The sequence below is a fragment of the Eisenbergiella massiliensis genome (assembly GCF_003435485.1).
In genome coordinates, this window is record NZ_QVLV01000022.1 from 1 (window position 1) to 16500 (window position 16500).

General features: G+C 51.2%; 13 protein-coding genes and 5 tRNA genes. 1 reads left to right on the forward strand and 17 read right to left on the reverse strand.

The features are described from left to right. Positions 1–155 precede the first annotated feature (155 nt). From DXC51_RS22825 to DXC51_RS22875, 12 genes are all read right to left on the reverse strand, one after another. Positions 156–227, reverse strand: a tRNA-Gln gene (locus tag DXC51_RS22825). A 4-nt stretch (positions 228–231) separates the two neighbouring features. After that, positions 232–305 (reverse strand) — tRNA-His (locus tag DXC51_RS22830). A 33-nt stretch (positions 306–338) separates the two neighbouring features. Next, positions 339–412, reverse strand: a tRNA-Arg gene (locus tag DXC51_RS22835). 180 nt (positions 413–592) lie between these two features. After that, positions 593–663 (reverse strand) — tRNA-Gly (locus DXC51_RS22840). 20 nt (positions 664–683) lie between these two features. After that, positions 684–758, reverse strand: a tRNA-Pro gene (locus DXC51_RS22845). Positions 759–875: 117 nt separating this feature from the next. Continuing rightward, entirely contained in the window at positions 876–1355 is a 480-nt protein-coding gene (locus DXC51_RS22850) for a metallophosphoesterase family protein (RefSeq protein WP_021635409.1), read from the reverse strand. A 37-nt stretch (positions 1356–1392) separates the two neighbouring features. Further along, a complete protein-coding gene (gene rdgB, locus DXC51_RS22855) occupies positions 1393–1998 on the reverse strand; it encodes an RdgB/HAM1 family non-canonical purine NTP pyrophosphatase (RefSeq protein ID WP_025490468.1) in 606 nt (201 codons plus the stop codon). Between the two features lie 5 nt (positions 1999–2003). Next, positions 2004–3167, reverse strand: a complete 1164-nt coding sequence (locus tag DXC51_RS22860) for a THUMP domain-containing class I SAM-dependent RNA methyltransferase (RefSeq protein WP_025490467.1) — start codon at positions 3165–3167, stop codon at positions 2004–2006. Between the two features lie 510 nt (positions 3168–3677). Next, positions 3678–3905 (reverse strand): hypothetical protein, encoded by a 228-nt coding sequence (locus DXC51_RS29670; protein ID WP_049942407.1) that lies wholly within the window; start codon positions 3903–3905, stop codon positions 3678–3680. An 82-nt stretch (positions 3906–3987) separates the two neighbouring features. Further along, the gene (locus tag DXC51_RS22865) at positions 3988–4464 is read right to left on the reverse strand and encodes a DUF1700 domain-containing protein (RefSeq protein WP_025490465.1); all 477 of its coding nucleotides are present in this window, start codon (positions 4462–4464) and stop codon (positions 3988–3990) included. Positions 4465–4616: 152 nt separating this feature from the next. Next, positions 4617–6992 carry an alpha-xylosidase gene (gene yicI / locus DXC51_RS22870; RefSeq protein ID WP_025490464.1) on the reverse strand — a complete coding sequence of 792 codons (2376 nt, stop codon included), beginning with the start codon at positions 6990–6992 and terminating at the stop codon, positions 4617–4619. Positions 6993–7023: 31 nt separating this feature from the next. Next, complete coding sequence (locus tag DXC51_RS22875) at positions 7024–8037, reverse strand: LacI family DNA-binding transcriptional regulator (RefSeq protein ID WP_025490463.1); 1014 nt, start codon at positions 8035–8037, stop codon at positions 7024–7026. Positions 8038–8555: 518 nt separating this feature from the next. Here DXC51_RS22875 and DXC51_RS22880 point away from each other — a divergent pair. After that, on the forward strand, positions 8556–10985 hold the full coding sequence (locus DXC51_RS22880; RefSeq protein WP_025490462.1) for a glycoside hydrolase family 94 protein: 2430 nt from the start codon (positions 8556–8558) through the stop codon (positions 10983–10985). Between the two features lie 101 nt (positions 10986–11086). Here DXC51_RS22880 and DXC51_RS22885 read toward each other — a convergent pair whose 3' ends face one another. From DXC51_RS22885 to DXC51_RS22910, 5 genes are all read right to left on the reverse strand, one after another. Further along, a complete protein-coding gene (locus tag DXC51_RS22885; protein WP_117531132.1) occupies positions 11087–12637 on the reverse strand; it encodes a hypothetical protein in 1551 nt (516 codons plus the stop codon). Between the two features lie 99 nt (positions 12638–12736). Then, a complete protein-coding gene (locus DXC51_RS22890; protein ID WP_025490458.1) occupies positions 12737–14413 on the reverse strand; it encodes a M56 family metallopeptidase in 1677 nt (558 codons plus the stop codon). 4 nt (positions 14414–14417) lie between these two features. Next, positions 14418–14777 carry a BlaI/MecI/CopY family transcriptional regulator gene (locus DXC51_RS22895; RefSeq protein ID WP_025490457.1) on the reverse strand — a complete coding sequence of 120 codons (360 nt, stop codon included), beginning with the start codon at positions 14775–14777 and terminating at the stop codon, positions 14418–14420. A 436-nt stretch (positions 14778–15213) separates the two neighbouring features. Further along, a complete protein-coding gene (locus DXC51_RS22905; RefSeq protein WP_025490455.1) occupies positions 15214–16134 on the reverse strand; it encodes an ArsR/SmtB family transcription factor in 921 nt (306 codons plus the stop codon). Positions 16135–16238: 104 nt separating this feature from the next. Then, entirely contained in the window at positions 16239–16496 is a 258-nt protein-coding gene (locus tag DXC51_RS22910; protein WP_021638821.1) for a DUF6171 family protein, read from the reverse strand. Positions 16497–16500: the final 4 nt, after the last annotated feature.

Genomic DNA, 16500 nt, shown 5'->3' on the forward strand with positions numbered 1-16500 from the left:
CGACAACCTGATTAAAAGTCAGGTGCTCTACCGACTGAGCTAGTGCTCCATACCATTTTCAATTAAGATGCCCTGTGTTGTAAAAATTATTCATTCCCATAAAAGAGAATAAAAAAAAGAACCATTGAGGAAGATTCCTTTTCAGCATTCTGCAACTGGGCTAGCTGGATTCGAACCAGCGAATGCAGGAGTCAAAGTCCTGTGCCTTACCGCTTGGCGATAGCCCAAGAAGGTGGATAAAGGGATTCGAACCCTTGGCCTCCAGAGCCACAATCTGGCGCGCTAACCAACTGCGCTATACCCACCATATGGATTATGAGAAATCTCATAACCACTAACGTGCTCGAAGGGATTCGAACCCCCGACCCACGGCTTAGAAGGCCGTTGCTCTATCCAGCTGAGCTACGAACACATATTACGGGAACGCCTGGCAATAATGCGACAGGGCTATTCTGACTAATGCATTGCAGATTCATCTGTAGATAAACCTGCCGGAATACGCTTGTCCGCTCTGAAAAGCAAAGGACAATCTGGCTGAAAGCCAGCTGCGTATTCAAACGGTTCCTTTCCCGCAAGCGGGTAATTCGCCGTAAGCGGGTGATGGGAATCGAACCCACGTATCCAGCTTGGAAGGCTGGTGTTCTACCATTGAACTACACCCGCATATTGGTGTCTGGATTAAATCGGGGTGACAGGATTCGAACCTGCGACCTCCTGGTCCCAAACCAGGCGCTCTAGCCAAGCTGAGCCACACCCCGTTTTCTGCTCACCCTTAGCCGTGACGCAGAAGTTATTATATAATACCTTTTGACCGATGTCAACACTATTTCCAAATTTTTTTCCAGTTTTTTTACAAAATTTTTTACATCGGTTTTTTACAGATAATTCAGATGATAGTGGGCCTGTCCGTCCTTATCCAGCTCCATCAGGATATAGGAAGGCCTTCTGCCCTCCTGGCGGGGAAAGGAAAGGCTGCCGGGATTGATCGCCGTGATATCCTTTTCCATATCAATGACAGGCTTATGCGTATGGCCGTACATAACAATGTCAACGCCTCTTGCCTGCGCCTCTTCCTTCAGCATGGAATTCCCCATGGATACATAATAGTTGTGTCCATGCGTAAGCCACACCTTATATTTTCCCAGCTGGAATTCCTTCTCCCGGGGCAAATCCGTAAAAAAATCATTATTCCCTGACACGATTTCCACCGGGCAGCCCGCATACTCCAGATAAAGGTCTTCGCTTCCCTCAGAATCACCGCAGTGTATGAGCATGTCTATTGGCTTCACTCGTTTGATCAGCTCCAGAAAACGGTCATCTCTGCGATGAGTATCGCTGATTATCAGTACCCTCATCTAATGGCACCTTCTTTCCTCATTGGTATCCGGATCCTTACAGGATCCCGGCAAGCCGCTCCTTCATCAGGCGCAGCGCATTGCCTCTGTGGCTGATGCTGTTCTTCGTCTCGCTGTCCAGCTCTGCCGTAGAGCAGCCGTATTCATCCACATAAAAGATGGGATCATAGCCAAAACCATTGGTGCCTTTCTCTTCCCAGCCGATATATCCTTCTATCACTCCTCTTACTACGATTCCCTCTGCCGCCTCCGGCAGTACGGCCGCAATGGCGCATACGAACCGGGCCGTCCTTTTTTCTTTGGGGACGCCCTCCAGCCTGCCGATGAGATTGGCATTTTTAATGCGGTAGGAGGTATCCTCCCCCATGTATCTTGCAGAGTAAATGCCGGGCTCCCCATTCAGGTAATCAATTTCCAGGCCGGAATCATCCGCCAGCACAATGTCGTCCCTGCCTGCACAGGCCGCCACCGCCCTTGCCTTAATCAGCGCATTTTCTTCAAAGGTGGTTCCGTCCTCCACGATGTCTATATCAATGCCCGCTTCCTTCATGGACAGCACCTGCAGGTCCAGATCTCCTAATATCATGCGGATTTCCCGCATTTTTCCTTCATTTCCCGTTGCAAAAATAATTCTTCTGCTCATGCTTCTTACCTTCCATCCGGTAAATTCTGCCGCCTGGGCGGCTTGGGACCCATATACTGGTAAAAATAGGTCTTCATCATTCCATTATAAATTTTCCTGTTCTTATCCGCTTTCCTGCCGATGTCCCGTTCCGCATTCTCATAAGCGGTAATCAGATACATGGACCAGGAATCCAGCGACGCATACCGCTCCCCAATCTCTTTATAGAGGGCGGGAAGCGCTGACTTTTCCTCAAGGCGCTCGCCGTAAGGCGGGTTGGTAATGAGGAAGCCGTACTTCTTCGGATGGCTCAGCTGGGATAACGGGCGGCGCTGGAAATGGATCAGCTTGTCCACTCCAGCCAGCTTGGCGTTTTCCCTGGCAATGGAAACCATGGCATCATCAATATCGTAGCCCTGGATATCGGTTTCGATCTGCAGATCCACCATTTCCCGCGCCTCGTCCACGGCATCATACCAATTCCTCTTTCCCACCACCGAGGGCCATTCCTCGGCGGTAAAGCTGCGGTTCATGCCGGGCGCCATGGAAGCCGCCATCATGGCCGCCTCAATGGGAAAAGTGCCGCTTCCGCAGAAGGGATCCACCAGAATCCGGTCCCCTCTCCAGGGGGTGAGCATAATCAGCGAGGCCGCCAGGTTCTCCGCAATGGGAGCCTTGGCCGTCAGCTTCCGGTAGCCCCGTTTATGCAGGGATTCCCCTGTGGTATCCAGTCCCACAGTCACCTCGTCCTTCATCAGGAAAACGCGGACAGGGAAAGGCGCGCCGTCCTCTTCAAACCAGCTCACATGATAGACGCCCTTCAGACGCTCCACCATGGCCTTTTTCATAATTGACTGGATATCCGAGGGGCTGAACAGCTTACTTTTCACGCTGGCCGCCTTGGCTACCCAGAACTTCCCGTCCGACGGGATAAATTCCTCCCAGGGGAGGCTCCTTGTTCCCTGGAACAGCTCTTCAAAGGTTTCCGCATGAAAGCTTCCCACCTTAATCAGAATACGCTCCGCGCTGCGCAGGAATACATTTGCACGGCTCACCGCCTCCTCATCTCCGAAAAAGGTGATTCTCCCGTCTTCCACCAGCGTTACGTCATATCCCAGGTCAATAATTTCTTTTTTTAATACTGCCTCCAGGCCAAAGTGGCATGGGGCTATCAGCTCAAATTTTCTCATAGCTATATATTACGTTTATTTCTCCACTGCGTCAATGAAATTTTGTCATAAGTGGCGGGAGGACGGAATGAATCATTGCGCGTGGGCTGTCCGGGGTGTGCGGCATAGGGCTTTGAGGGGCGGACGGTGGGAGGGAGGGGCGCGGGGGTTTTTCAGGCTGCAGTCAGACCGGGCATTGCGATGAGCCTTGGCAAAACATTGTGTCAGGAAAGCCTTCCACAATGTTTAAGTCTCATCTCCATGGTCTGATATGCAGCCTGAAAAACCCCCGCGCCCCTCCCTCCCACCGTCCGCCCCTCAAAGCCCTCGCCGCATCCCCGGACAGCCCACGCGCAATGATTCATTCCTGGGGTAGTGGCAGGCCGCTGATAAAAAAGGCCGAGAAATAAATAAAAAACCGGGAAGCGGTGTGTGGTTACACAGGGCTTCCCGGCTTTTTGCAGTTTTTAAGCTCCGCCGGGCCTTTGCGGTTGGGCTTGGGCGGCGGAGATTACTTTTCAGGTGTACTGATTAGTAGTTGTTTTCTTTGCTGCTGTTTTTGCTGTTGTTATTGTTGTTGCTGTTATTGCTGTTATTGTTGTTGTTGCTGTTGCTGCTGTTGTTGTCGTGGCAGTCAGAGTAGCTGTTCTTGTTCTGGTTCTGATTCTTCTGGCTGTTGCTGCTGGAATTCTCAGACTTGTTCTGCTGGTTCTGCTTTTCACTGTTCTGGTTGTTCTGGTTGTAATCATTCTTAGACATAATTGTAAACCTCCTGATTCATTTTTGTTACAGGAGTAGTATTTGAAAAAATCATTTTTTTATGCAAAGAATTTTTTTATTTTTAATTTCGTCGGATGAGCTTTACGATGTAGATTACCAGGATGATGGGAATGAGGTAGGGGAGAATAGCCCACATGAGGGAGCCTACCACGCTGATAACCACTACCACTGCCATGAGGACAAGGATGGCTATGAGCCAGCCGGGCATGCGTACCTTATGGACGGTGCCGGCACCTCTCCGGGTAAAGGTTTCTTCATTGAAGGAATCCTGGGGGCCTGTGCCTGATGCGCCCCTGAACTGTGTCTCGTTGGCTTCGTGGGCGTAGGCGTCTCCTGCGCGGTCAGCCGCATCTATCAGGGTTCTGGCAAGAATCCTGGGATCTCCCAGCTCGGAAAGGATTTCCGCCTCACTTCTTCCTTTTGTTTCTTCTGTATAAAAATAGCTGTCATAAAATCTGATGTTATCGTCTACGGATGCAGCCGCCATATTCCCGTTCAGCGCACGCCGCAGAGCGTCCAGGAATTCTGATTTTGTCATCTGTTTTTTCTCCTTATTTTGCTTTCTATTCGTATCATACCCCACAAGGACGTATATTACAAGGAAACGGTTTATGAAAAAAGGATTAAAAAAAACTAAAAACAGCCTGGCCGGTAATGGGTTGCCGGCCAGGCTGTGTGTAAATTTCTGTTTTATTCAACGGTTATTTTGACTTCGCGGGTGCTTGTGCCGATTGCTGCGGATACACAGCCGCTTACAGAATCGGTGTGTATCTGTGCATTTTCTGCTTTTACGCCTTCCGCACAGATTCCGTGGAGGATCACGGTGAGGCCTTTCATGTCCCCGTCCGCCTTAAAGCTGTAAACGCCGCCTTTTCTTTCTGCGGTAATGGCGCATACGTCTGCACCCTTTACGTCTACCATGCGGCAGGTACAGGAAGCGCCGTCAGCCAGCTCATACAGGTGAAGGGTTGCGCCGTCCCTGTAGTCGTAGTCGGGCCTGTCGTTTACCGCGCCTGTGGCAAGCAGGGTGTTTTCCTTTACATACAAAGGCAGGGAGAAGTAATCGTACTCGCCTTCGTAGTAACGGCCGCCTGTTTTTACCTCGCCGGTAAAGTAATCCGTCCATCTTCCTTCAGGCAGGTAGTACTGTACCTTTTTGTCCTCTCTGAGAACCGGGGCTACCAGCAGTGCATCACCCAGCATATACTGGGTTTCCAGGTATGCCGCCACCGGGTCGCAGGGGTATTCGAATACCATGGGGCGCATCATGGGCGTGCCGTCTTCATGGGCTTCCACAGCCTTTGCGTACAGGTAGGGCATCAGGGTACATTTCAGTTTGGAGAAGAAGCGTACCACATCGCTTGCCTCATCGTCAAACACCCACGGCACTCTGTAGCTTCCTGAACCGTGAAGCCTGCTGTGGGAGGAAAGCAGTCCGAAGGCCGCCCACCTTTTGTACAGGTCCGGTGTCGCGGTGCTTTCGAAGCCGGAAATATCATGGCTCCAGAAGGAGAAGCCGGACATGGCAAAGGAAAGGCCGCCGCGCAGTGTTTCCGCCATGGACGGATAATTCGCGGAGCAGTCGCCGCCCCAGTGGACGGGGAACTGCTGTCCGCCCGCCGCCGCGCTTCTTGCAAAGAGGACGGCTTCGCCTTCTCCCTTCACTTCCTTCAGCAGGTTGAATACGCACTGGTTGTACAGGTAGGTATAGTAATTGTGCATGCTTCCCTGGTCGCTTCCGTCGAACCATTCCACATCCACGGGAACTCTTTCGCCAAAATCTGTTTTAAAGCAGTCAACGCCCATATCCAGCAGGGTCTTCAGCTTATCCGCATACCATCTGCAGGCATCCGGGTTGGTGAAATCAACCAGTCCCATGCCGGCCTGCCAGTTGTCGGTCTGCCATACGCCTCTGCCGTCCGCTCTTTTTACAAGATAGCCGTTCTGGGCGCCTTCCTTAAAGAAGGGGGTTCCCTGTGCGATGTAGGGGTTAATCCATACGCAGATCTTCAGGCCTCTGTCATGATATCTTTTCAGCATTCCTTCGGTGTCGGGGAACACTCTCTTGTCCCAGGTAAAATCACACCACTGGAATTCCTTCATCCAGAAGCAGTCAAAATGGAATACGCTTAAGGGGATATCCCTGTCGGCCATTCCCTGGATAAAGGAGCTGGTTGTCTCTTCGTCATAGTTGGTGGTAAAGGAGGTGGACAGCCAAAGGCCGAAGCTCCATGCCGGAGGAAGCGCGGGGCGTCCGGTATAGGAGGTATAGGCATTGAGGATTTCCTTGGGTGTGGGGCCGTAGATAAAGCAGTATTTCAGTTCTTCACCGGGTACGGAAAAGCCCACATATTCCACTTTTTCACTGGCAACCTCAAAGGAAACATTGTCTGTATGGTCCACATAAATGCCGTAGCCCTTGTTGGTCATATAGAAAGGTACGCTCTTGTAGGCAACCTGGGAAGCGGTGCCGCCGTCTTCGTTCCAGGTGTCCACTACCTGTCCGTTTTTCACAAAAGAGGTAAAACGTTCGCCGAAGCCGTATACGTTTTCGCCTACCTGCAGGGACAGCTCGTTCACCATATAAGGCTTTCCGTTTTCCATCATATAATTGTCCGCGGGGAACATGGTGGACGGCGTCCTGTCCCAGCGCGCATAGCCAAGGTTATGGAAGCCGCATCTTGTCAGCACCTTGCCGTCCGCCTCGAAATGGTAGCCCCATTCCTTCAGGTTTACGTGCACGGAAACCTTTCCTGCGGTCATTACGGCTTCTTCTTCGCCGATTTCCACCTGTACAGCCTGTGCCTGGGGATGCTTGGGGCAGACAGGCTCTCTTTTTTCATAGCCCTCGTGATGCCAGGCTCTCACTGCTATGATGTTCTCCATGGGCGCGGTGAACTCCACTGTGATCGTAGGCATGTTCAGCGTGGCGCCCCTGGAGCTGATATAGCCCACCGGAGCCAGCACACGCATGCCGCCGGGGATTTCCTGAACCTCATAGGCCTGTGATGCGTAAAGAATGTTCGCTTTCTCGCTGCGCAGCCAATACCCTTCCGTAAATTTCATGTTCTTTTCCTCTCTTTCTTTTTTAAAAAAATTATCCGATATTCCCTACTGATCTGCCTTCGTAAACTTCGCCTTCCACCACAAGGATTTCGGGCACGCTGGTTTTGGGGTGTTCAATGAGGCTGATAAGCTTTTCGGCAGCATAGCCTCCCAGCTTCTGCGTATCCTGCTTCAGGGTGGTCAGCTTCGGATCCATGTGCCGTCCGATGCGCAGGCCGTCGTAGCCCGCGATGGAAATGTCCTCCGGAATGCGCAGGCCTTTTTCCCGAAGCATATTCATGCCGCCCAGGCAGGCAAAATCATCCGGATACAGGATGCAGGTGGGCGGGCAGGGAAGCGCGAGAAGCTGCTGCGTCGCCGCCGCGGCCCCGTCGGTATCCCGGTAGCCTGCCTCCAGCACATATTCATCAGGCACCTTAAGCCCCAGCTCCTCCGCCGTCTTGTAAAAGGAAGACAGACGGCTGCCTGTAACCGAAGAGGGATGCCCGTGGATATAGGCAATGCGCCTGTGCCCGCAGCTGTAAATATAACGCAGCAGCGACTGCATGCCCTTCACGTTGTCGCTCATCACGGCAATCCTGTTGTTGAAAATATGGTCGATAGTGACCACCGGAATGTCGCTGGCCACCAGCTGGGCCACCTCCGGGTCCTCAAAATCCACACAGGCGATGACCACGCCGTCGAAGCCTCTGTATCGGACATGCTCCAGATAGGTCATTTTCCTGCGCCGTTCCCGGTTCCGGTTGACAAAGGTGATGTCATAATCATTTTTTTCCGCTGTTTCCTTGAAGCTTTCCAGCACGCTGGCAAAGTAATCATGGGTCAGCCCGCTGTTCGCCTCGTCGGTAAACAGGACGCCCAGGTTATAGCTTCTGTTCGTTTTCAGGGCCCTGGCTACGGAATTGGGGAAGTATCCCATTTCCTTTGCCGTCCGGCGGATCAGCTGCCTGGTCTCTTCTCCGATATCGGTATGGTTATTGAGCGCCTTGCTCACGGACGCCACGGAAACGCCGCAGGCTTCTGCGATATCTTTCATGGAAACCATATGCCACTCTCCTTTTGCTGTAACAGTGCAGGCGGGACTGGCTTGTGCCCTTCCGCCGAAACCGTCCAGTCCTGGTCAAATTGTTGCCCTTCCGCCGTTCTACTTACCTTAATCGTTTTCGCAATACTATCATATATCATTTTTACAGGGTAATTCAATAGCAACTTTTTCTTTTTCCGTAACCTTGCCTATTTTTGTTATATATAACCAAAAGAACCTATAAAAAATATACATTTTCTCCAAGCTGTTTTTCTTTTTATTCTTCCGCTGCCTTCACCCTCTCTTTATTCCGTGGGAACAGGAACCTGCATGAAGGCCGGTAAAATTTTATAATTTTAGGTTTTCCCTCTTGAAAATGCCCGGGGTATTCTATATAATCCAAACTACAGGAGGATTTTCCACTCCGTTACTTAATCGTTTTCGTAAACATAGCAGGGAAGCAGACGGCCATGGAAATAAGGCGCGGCTGCAAAACAGGATTATTATTTGCCGGATGACGGCGGAATGAGAGGTCAAGCATGAAATACGGTTTTTTTGATGACGCCAGCTGTGAATATGTCATCACCACCCCCGAAACACCGCTGCCCTGGATCAATTATCTGGGCTGCAAGGATTTCTTTACACTGGTTTCCAATACCTGCGGAGGCTATTCCTTTTATAAGGACGCCAAGCTTCTGCGTCTGACCCGGTATCGTTACAATAACGTGCCTTATGACAACAATGGTCAGTATTTCTATATCAAAGACGGCGCGGATGTGTGGAATCCGGGCTGGCAGCCTGTGAAACGCACTCTGGATTCCTATGAATGCCGCCACGGCCTGGGCTACAGCCGTTTTACCGGCAGCCTGAACCAGGTCAGCGCCCAGGTGCTTTCCTTTGTTCCGCTGAATGATTCCTGCGAGGTCAGCCGTCTGGTCCTGACCAATAACGGAAGCGCGGCGAAAGAGCTTTCCCTGTTTTCTTATGTGGAATGGTGTCTGTGGAATGCGGACGATGACATGAAGAATTTCCAGCGGAATTTAAGCATCGGGGAAATGGAGATTGAAGGCTCCACCATTTATCATAAAACAGAGTACAGAGAGCGCCGCAACCATTATGCGCTTTATTCCGTCAACTGTCCGGTGGATGGTTTTGACACCAGCAGGGACGCCTTCCTGGGCGCCTACAGAAGCCCCTCCGATCCGGCGGTTGTCATGAACGGCAAGGCTTCCAATTCCGTTGCCCACGGCTGGTCCCCCATCGCTTCCCACCAGATCAATGTCACCCTGGCTCCCGGCGAAAGCCGCTCCTTTATTTTCGTCCTGGCTTATGTGGAAAACAAAGAGGAAGAAAAATGGGAAGCTCCCGGCATCATCAACAAAACAAAAGCTCACGAGCTGCTTTCCCGTTATCAGTCCGACGATGATGTGGAAAAAGCTTATGCACAGCTTAAGGAATACTGGCAGGAGCTGCTTTCCGGATATCAGATCCAGTCCGGCTGTGAAGAAGTCAACCGCATGGTAAATATCTGGAACCAGTATCAGTGTATGGTAACCTTTAACATGTCACGCAGCGCTTCCTATTATGAATCCGGCATCGGCCGCGGCATGGGCTTCCGTGATTCCTGTCAGGATCTGCTGGGCTTCGTGCATCTGATTCCCGAACGGGCCAGGGAACGTATCCTGGATATCGCCTCCGCACAGTTTGGCGACGGCAGCACCTATCATCAGTATCAGCCGCTTACCAAAAAAGGAAATGCGGATATCGGCGGCGGCTTCAATGACGACCCTCTGTGGCTGATTGCGGGCACCAGCGCTTATATTAAAGAAACCGGAGATTTTTCAATTCTGGATGAGGTGGTAACCTTTGACGACGGCGGCGAAGGCACCCTGTTTGAGCATCTGACCCGCTCCTTCCGTTTTACCGTAACCCATAAGGGTCCTCACGGGCTTCCCCTCATTGGCCGCGCTGACTGGAACGACTGTCTGAACCTGAACTGCTTCTCCGCACAGCCCGGAGAATCCTTCCAGACCTTCGGCCCCAGCGAGGGGCCTGTTGCGGAATCTGTTTTCATCGGCGGCATGTTCGTAAAATACGGAGAGGAATACGCTGCGATCGCAGAAAGCCTTGGCAAAAAGGAGATTGCCGAGGATGCCCGCAGGGAGGTAGCCGCCATGTATGACACGCTTCTTCAGGCCGGCTGGGACGGAGACTGGTTCCTGCGCGCTTATGATGCTTATGGCCAGAAGGTGGGCTCCTCCGAATGTGAAGAGGGACAGATTTTCATAGAGCCTCAGGGCTTCTGCGTCCTGGCAGGCGTGGGTGTTAAGGAAGGCAAGGCGCAGCAGGCGCTTGACAGCGTAAAGGAGCGGCTGGACAGCAAGTACGGCATCATGCTTCTGCAGCCCGCCTATACCCGTTATCATCTGGAGCTTGGCGAAATCACCTCCTATCCGCCGGGATACAAGGAAAACGCAGGTATTTTCTGCCATAACAATCCCTGGGTATCCATCGCGGAAACCGTTATCGGAAGAGGCGGCAGGGCGTTTGAAATATACAAAAAGACCTGTCCCGCTTATCTGGAGGGAATCAGTGAAATCCACAGGACCGAGCCTTACTGCTATTCCCAGATGATCGCCGGCCGCGACGCGGCAACCTTCGGCGAAGCCAAGAACAGCTGGCTCACCGGCACCGCTGCCTGGACCTTCGTGAATATTTCCCAGTATATCCTGGGTATCCAGCCCAGCCTGGACGGTCTTTGCATCAATCCCTGCGTGCCCGCAGATTTCGGTGATTTCACCATCACCAGACGTTTCCGCGGCGCAGTTTATCATATTGAGGTAAAGAACCCCGGCCATCTGGAAAAAGGTGTTTCCTCCCTTATCGTAGACGGAGAAACTATCGAAGGAAATGTGGTTCCTTTCGTAGAAGGCAAGAAAGAGTATCATGTAACTGCAGTTATGGGGTAATCTGAGGTATAGCAAGCAGCACAGCCCGGGGGCAAGGCCCCCGGGCTGTATTGTTTGTATATTTTATTTTTATCACTTCATTATTATAGCTGTATCCGTATTTAATCCCATTCGTACTGTTCCATATAATCAATGGTGCAGCCTGTATATTCGATATATGCGTTCCCCGCGGCTTTTCCGGCCTCGTCAATCGTCTTTTTCAGGAAGGCTTCATCCAGCTTCTGTCCACGATCCGCATTGTCCACCCGTTTTTGTACCTCTGAAACCACATCCTCCAGGAACTTATCCCTTTCGGCAACGGTGAGTTTATCCGCATCCAGGATATGGTAGGTAAAGGAATAATAGCCTTCCGCCAGCTCCACCACAACTTCATCGCCGTATACATCCTCCTTTCGGGAAGCGTTGATGGACACGGCATATTCGGGATCGATTTGTTTCCTGGCATACAGTGACCTTTCTGCAGCATAATATTCATCCATGGAGTTGCTGACCGTGGTCTGCAGGAATTTCACATCGGCATCCGTCTTATTGGTAATCCGGCTCTGCTCTTCCTCCAGCTCCATCAAAACCATTTCATATAAATAAGAAATATCCATAATCTCGTCATATTCCGATAATGCCGCATGGGTCTTCCGGTTGAATTCAGCCAGGGACATCTTTTCATAGCCGTCCGGTTTCAGGGCTTTCAGCACAAGGTCGTATTTTTCCTGAGGCGTATACTTTTCTTCTTCGTCCTCCTCATCCTCCCAGTCCTTTGAATCGTCCCACTCATCATATCTGCTGTCCCAATAATAGCAGATTTCCTTCTGTCCGCCCCAGGCCAGGCCGCCCTCCAGCTTCTCCAGGATACGGCCCAGCTCGTCATCCAGCGTTTTTTCCATGTTTTTTTCATCCTTCAGCTTCCCGGCATCCTGTTTTTCCAGAAACGTCTGCATTTCCTTATCGATGTTTTCCAGCAGGCTGTCGCGTTGTTCCACTGTTATGGCTGATGTATCCGGGATTTCATAATCATATGAAATATCACAATAGGCTCCGGTAAGCAGCACCTCATCCCCAAAAACATCTCCATAGGTTTCACAATATGCTTCCCCTGAATGCCAGGGATTTTTTTCCTGCTGACACGTTTCATAATGCCTGCGGTCACATTCGTCCCATGTATTGGACAGCGTTCCATGGACAAAGCCATAAAGGGCGTCCTCTTCCTCAAGGGTGGTAAAAATGCGCTGAAAGCTTTCCTCCGTCCTGTGATATGCCTCCTCGTCATCCCAGTCCATGACCATGCGGTTGAACTCCTCCACACTCATTTGTCCATAGTCCGCCGTATGGAAGGACTGTATCAGCGCATAGTCTGTTTCCGTATATTTATATTTGCCGCTTCTAAAGAAAAAACTGTTCCGGCCCGGACGGTAGCCTGTGCTGCCCGTCCAGGTATCCGGCGCTTCCCCGCTCCCGGCCTGTTCCGTCTCCGGCTGCGCGGTTTGTTCCTCTGTCTGTCCTGTTGCACTGCTGTCCGCCGCGCTATCAGCCTGCGCGGTTTGTTCCGGATCTATCTCCAGTTTTCCGGAGGTCCCCGGCGAGGATGCACAGGCGGTCAGCAGTATGGAAAGCACAACGGCCAGGGCAGCCGCGCCCGCTGCTTTTCTGTTCTTCATGTTTGCTCCTATCTGTGCGCTTTAGCGCACCTTTTATTCAGGGAGCTGAAAGCGTCTTTCTTTCAGCTTTGCTCCTATCCGTGCGCTTTAGCGCACATTTTATTCTTTCTCCAGATAATTTACTTCGCAGCCCGTAAAACCGATTTTTTCATTGGCAAGCTCTTTTCCCGCCGTGTCAAGAAGGGCCTGGAATTCCTGTTCCGTATGCCCCTGCTCCTGTTCCTCTTCCAGCAGAGTCTGTGCCGCCTGCATCACCTGCTGCAGGAAAGCATCCCGTTCTCCTACGGTCAGGCTGTCCTGATCCAGAATCCGGTAGGTGAAGGAATATTCCAGCCACAGCCCTCCTGCCGGATACGCATCACCAAAAACGTCCTCCGTCCTGACAGCCTCCGCCGTTGCTGAAAACTGAGGATCCATCTGTTTCCCGGAATATACCTCGTTCAGGCGGGTCTGGTATTCCTCCAGCGAAGCAGGTATCGTATTACGCAGATATCCCGCATTCGGATCTGTATTTTCTATATAAGAAGCCACCTGTTCAAACAGATAATACAGGCCGTCCCTCCCTTTTTCATCCTCCGTAAGCGCCTTGTTAATAAAGCTGTTGAATGCGGCGATGGACATTTCCTCATAGCCCTCCGGCTTTAATGCCTTCATGAGCTTATCGTACTCCTCCTGTGTATAGCCTTCTTTTTCCATCGGATAATCCCGGTCGTATCTGTCTTCCCAGCCATACTCCTGGTATAAGGTATTTTTCAGCGTATGACTGTTTTCTTCGGCCTCCGCTACCGGCTCCTTATCCATATTCTCGATTCTGACAGCCGGGCGATTTGAACCAATTCCGGCGGTGGCAAAAATACTGATAACCGCCGCCACAACCACGAGGGCCGCCGCAATGCTTCCTTTCGTCAGCTTTTTCGCCTTCATGATGGCTTCAATCCGTTCCTTCAGGGCACTTTTGCTGAAGCTGGAAGCCAGCGGGGACAGACGGTTCCTCTTCTCCTCCATGCCAAGGAGCGCCAGCGCGTAGGAGGGACAGGCCTGCATTCCGTACTGCCTGATTACCGCCTCGTCACAGGCCAGCTCCAAATCCCTGTTGGCAAGAATATACATGGCCCATACGAGCGGGTTAAACCAGTGTATACACAGCGCCGCCGCCAGAAGCCATTTGGTAAACGCATCAAATCTTCGGATATGGGACATTTCATGAGACAGAATAAAAGCCGCCGTTTCCTCATCCGCCCAGTCCATATCCGCAGGAACCAGAAGTACCGGCCACAAAAAACCATAAGTCAGCGGTGATTCAATTCTGTCTGAATACCGTATCTGTACCGGCCGCCTGATGCGGTTTTCTTCCAGCCAGGCCTTGGCGAAGGGCTGTTCCACAGGCAGCGACGCACTGTAAACCCTGCGGCCCCGCAGGTGTCCCACAAGGAAGAAAGCTGCCAGCAATACCGCCCCGGCAATCCAGATCCCATGCCAGACGGACAAATGTGACGCCATTACCGCCGCGGCCCCCGAAGCTTCAGACGCCGCCTGGCCCGCAGCCTCCGACAAAAGCAGCCCCGGGCGGACTGCCAGCCGTTCCAGCTGTCCCGACGGCCTGTAAACGCTTATAGGCGACGGAAGCCTTACCGGAATCATCAGGCAGAAAAATGCAGCGGCCCAAAGCCACAGAAAAGCCTTTTTCGGCAGCCGGTTGACTGCCAGAGCGCGGACGATGACGATTACCGCTATCAATACCGCCCCGCTTACGCTCATTTTGACCAATACATCCATGACGTCACCTCCACTTTTCAATCATTTCCTTCATCCGGCTGATTTCCTCAGAGGAAAGCTTCCTGTTCCCCAAAAGGGAGGCTACCAGGAGATCCGCCGAACCGTCGTAATTCCGCTGGATCAGTTCTTCCGTTTCCTGTTCCCTTACGCTTTCCCTGCTGAGAAGCGCATGGCAGATAAATCCCGGTTCTTTACGGGCAACCGCTCCTTTTTCCACACATTTCCTGATGATGGTATAGGTGGTGGTCTTGCTCCAGCCAACCTTCTTATTCAGACGCTCCGCGATCTCCTTGGCAGAAAGATCTCCCTCGTCCCAGAGACATTCCATTACCCGGCGTTCCGAATCAAATAATTTTCCGTTCATATCCACTCCTGTCTGCGCATACTTCCGCGCTGTCATTAATTTTTGCAAGCGGAGTAAAAATGATATGCCTTTCATTATCTTTCATTTTACTCCAGTAGAATATATTTTTATTCTACTCCAGTAAAATGAGTGTGTCAAGAAGAAACTTGGTGGGAGCAAATAAATGATTTTAGTGATAAATAAAAAAATGGTTGCGGCGGCAGACAAGCCAGGCATTTCAGGAGGATATTTTTCATCCGAGAAACTACAGAAACATTTTTCCAGTACAGTACTGGGAGTGTTCCGGCAACAAAAAAGGGAAGCCGGAAATCTTCGGCCTCCCTATCCATATATTTTTTGAATATTTGGACTGTTTTTTTATTGAAAGGTGATTTTCTGCGAACAACAGCTGCCTCCGCGCAAAAACGTTTCCAACAATTCTGCTTTATTAAAGCGCTTATTCCTCCGGTTCACTGTAGCTCATCTTCACATGAATATCCTGGTTGTAGTTACCGAATGATTTCCCGAATATCGTCAGGCCGCCCACATGCTCCGAAGCTTCGTCCACGGCGAAGCGGAGGCGGATATTGCTCCTATAGTCCAGGTGAAAACGGCTGATATCAACTTTGGAAATCTGAATCCCGTCAATGAAGGTCCCTTTATCATTAATGACAAGGAACTTAAGCAGGCCGTACTGGTTCCAGTTGGGATACCACCAGTCCGGCGTGAATACGCCTCTTACATCCCCGAAATCCCCCGGGGAAGTCCATTTTCCCAGCAGTACGTCATTCAGGTAAAAACTGATATCCGACGGCCATACATTATTCACCCCCGGAGCCTCGCTTCCCAGCTCCAGGGATACCGATATCTGATTAATTTTATTTCCGAAGGGGATAAAATTGGGTATCACATATTCCACATATCCTTTGGTAAACCACAGAATATCTGCGTTATATCTGTCCGGATGGGCAAAATACCTGATATCGTCCACTTCTCCAATCAACGCTGACGCCGATGCCATCCCGCAGGTGGGATACACCTCAAAGCCGGTAAAATGCCCCACCTTCAAATCCGTATCATATACATTCTTATTCTGTGCGGGGCTGTCCACCTCTATCAGAATTTTATCCAGGGCTACTGAGCACTTCTTCTGGTTGCCATGCCCTGCCGACTCGCTGGTTACGGTAATAATGCCGCATTCCTCCAGCTTCCTCACATGGCTGGTCAGCGCCCCGTTGGTAATCTTAAGCCTGGAGGCCAGCTCATTCATATTCATATCCCTGTTTTCAAGAAGGATTCTGATGATTTCTATACGGATGTCGGAGCCAAGGGCCTTAAAAATATCCAGCCCCTCCTCCAGTGATTTGATATGAAGCATTCTCTACCCCCGCGGAAATTCCTTTTTTCTTCCGCCGCGTCAAGCCTGTCTGGCACAGCTTCCTTTTGTTTTGCAGCCCCCGTAACCGTTCGGACTGTTACATCTCACCACTTGTCATAGGGACAGCTGTTCACAGCAATCACGGCCCGCAGCTCCACAAAGCAGCCGCAGGCCCTGCACATCCCCTGAAGTAGCATGTCACACTGCTTGCAGACGGCGAGCCTTTCTTCATAAAGCACGCCGTCCGCTTTGATATCCTCATCCAGGTTGGCAATGTAATCATGCAGGTTTTGAAAATATGCATCCTGATCCATCTCCCGGAGAAGACATTTCAGGCAATGCTTTTTACCGTCTGTTTCCATAGCC

What these genes read in the sequence shown, in the direction of transcription:
- DXC51_RS22850 (WP_021635409.1), bottom strand. Translation starts at nt 1,355, where the DNA reads ATGAGGGTACTGATAATCAGCGATACTCATCGCAGAGATGACCGTTTT.
- rdgB (WP_025490468.1), bottom strand. Translation starts at nt 1,998, where the DNA reads ATGAGCAGAAGAATTATTTTTGCAACGGGAAATGAAGGAAAAATGCGG.
- DXC51_RS22860 (WP_025490467.1), bottom strand. Translation starts at nt 3,167, where the DNA reads ATGAGAAAATTTGAGCTGATAGCCCCATGCCACTTTGGCCTGGAGGCA.
- DXC51_RS29670 (WP_049942407.1), bottom strand. Translation starts at nt 3,905, where the DNA reads ATGTCTAAGAATGATTACAACCAGAACAACCAGAACAGTGAAAAGCAG.
- DXC51_RS22865 (WP_025490465.1), bottom strand. Translation starts at nt 4,464, where the DNA reads ATGACAAAATCAGAATTCCTGGACGCTCTGCGGCGTGCGCTGAACGGG.
- yicI (WP_025490464.1), bottom strand. Translation starts at nt 6,992, where the DNA reads ATGAAATTTACGGAAGGGTATTGGCTGCGCAGCGAGAAAGCGAACATT.
- DXC51_RS22875 (WP_025490463.1), bottom strand. Translation starts at nt 8,037, where the DNA reads ATGGTTTCCATGAAAGATATCGCAGAAGCCTGCGGCGTTTCCGTGGCG.
- DXC51_RS22880 (WP_025490462.1), top strand. Translation starts at nt 8,556, where the DNA reads ATGAAATACGGTTTTTTTGATGACGCCAGCTGTGAATATGTCATCACC.
- DXC51_RS22885 (WP_117531132.1), bottom strand. Translation starts at nt 12,637, where the DNA reads ATGAAGAACAGAAAAGCAGCGGGCGCGGCTGCCCTGGCCGTTGTGCTT.
- DXC51_RS22890 (WP_025490458.1), bottom strand. Translation starts at nt 14,413, where the DNA reads ATGGATGTATTGGTCAAAATGAGCGTAAGCGGGGCGGTATTGATAGCG.
- DXC51_RS22895 (WP_025490457.1), bottom strand. Translation starts at nt 14,777, where the DNA reads ATGAACGGAAAATTATTTGATTCGGAACGCCGGGTAATGGAATGTCTC.
- DXC51_RS22905 (WP_025490455.1), bottom strand. Translation starts at nt 16,134, where the DNA reads ATGCTTCATATCAAATCACTGGAGGAGGGGCTGGATATTTTTAAGGCC.
- DXC51_RS22910 (WP_021638821.1), bottom strand. Translation starts at nt 16,496, where the DNA reads ATGGAAACAGACGGTAAAAAGCATTGCCTGAAATGTCTTCTCCGGGAG.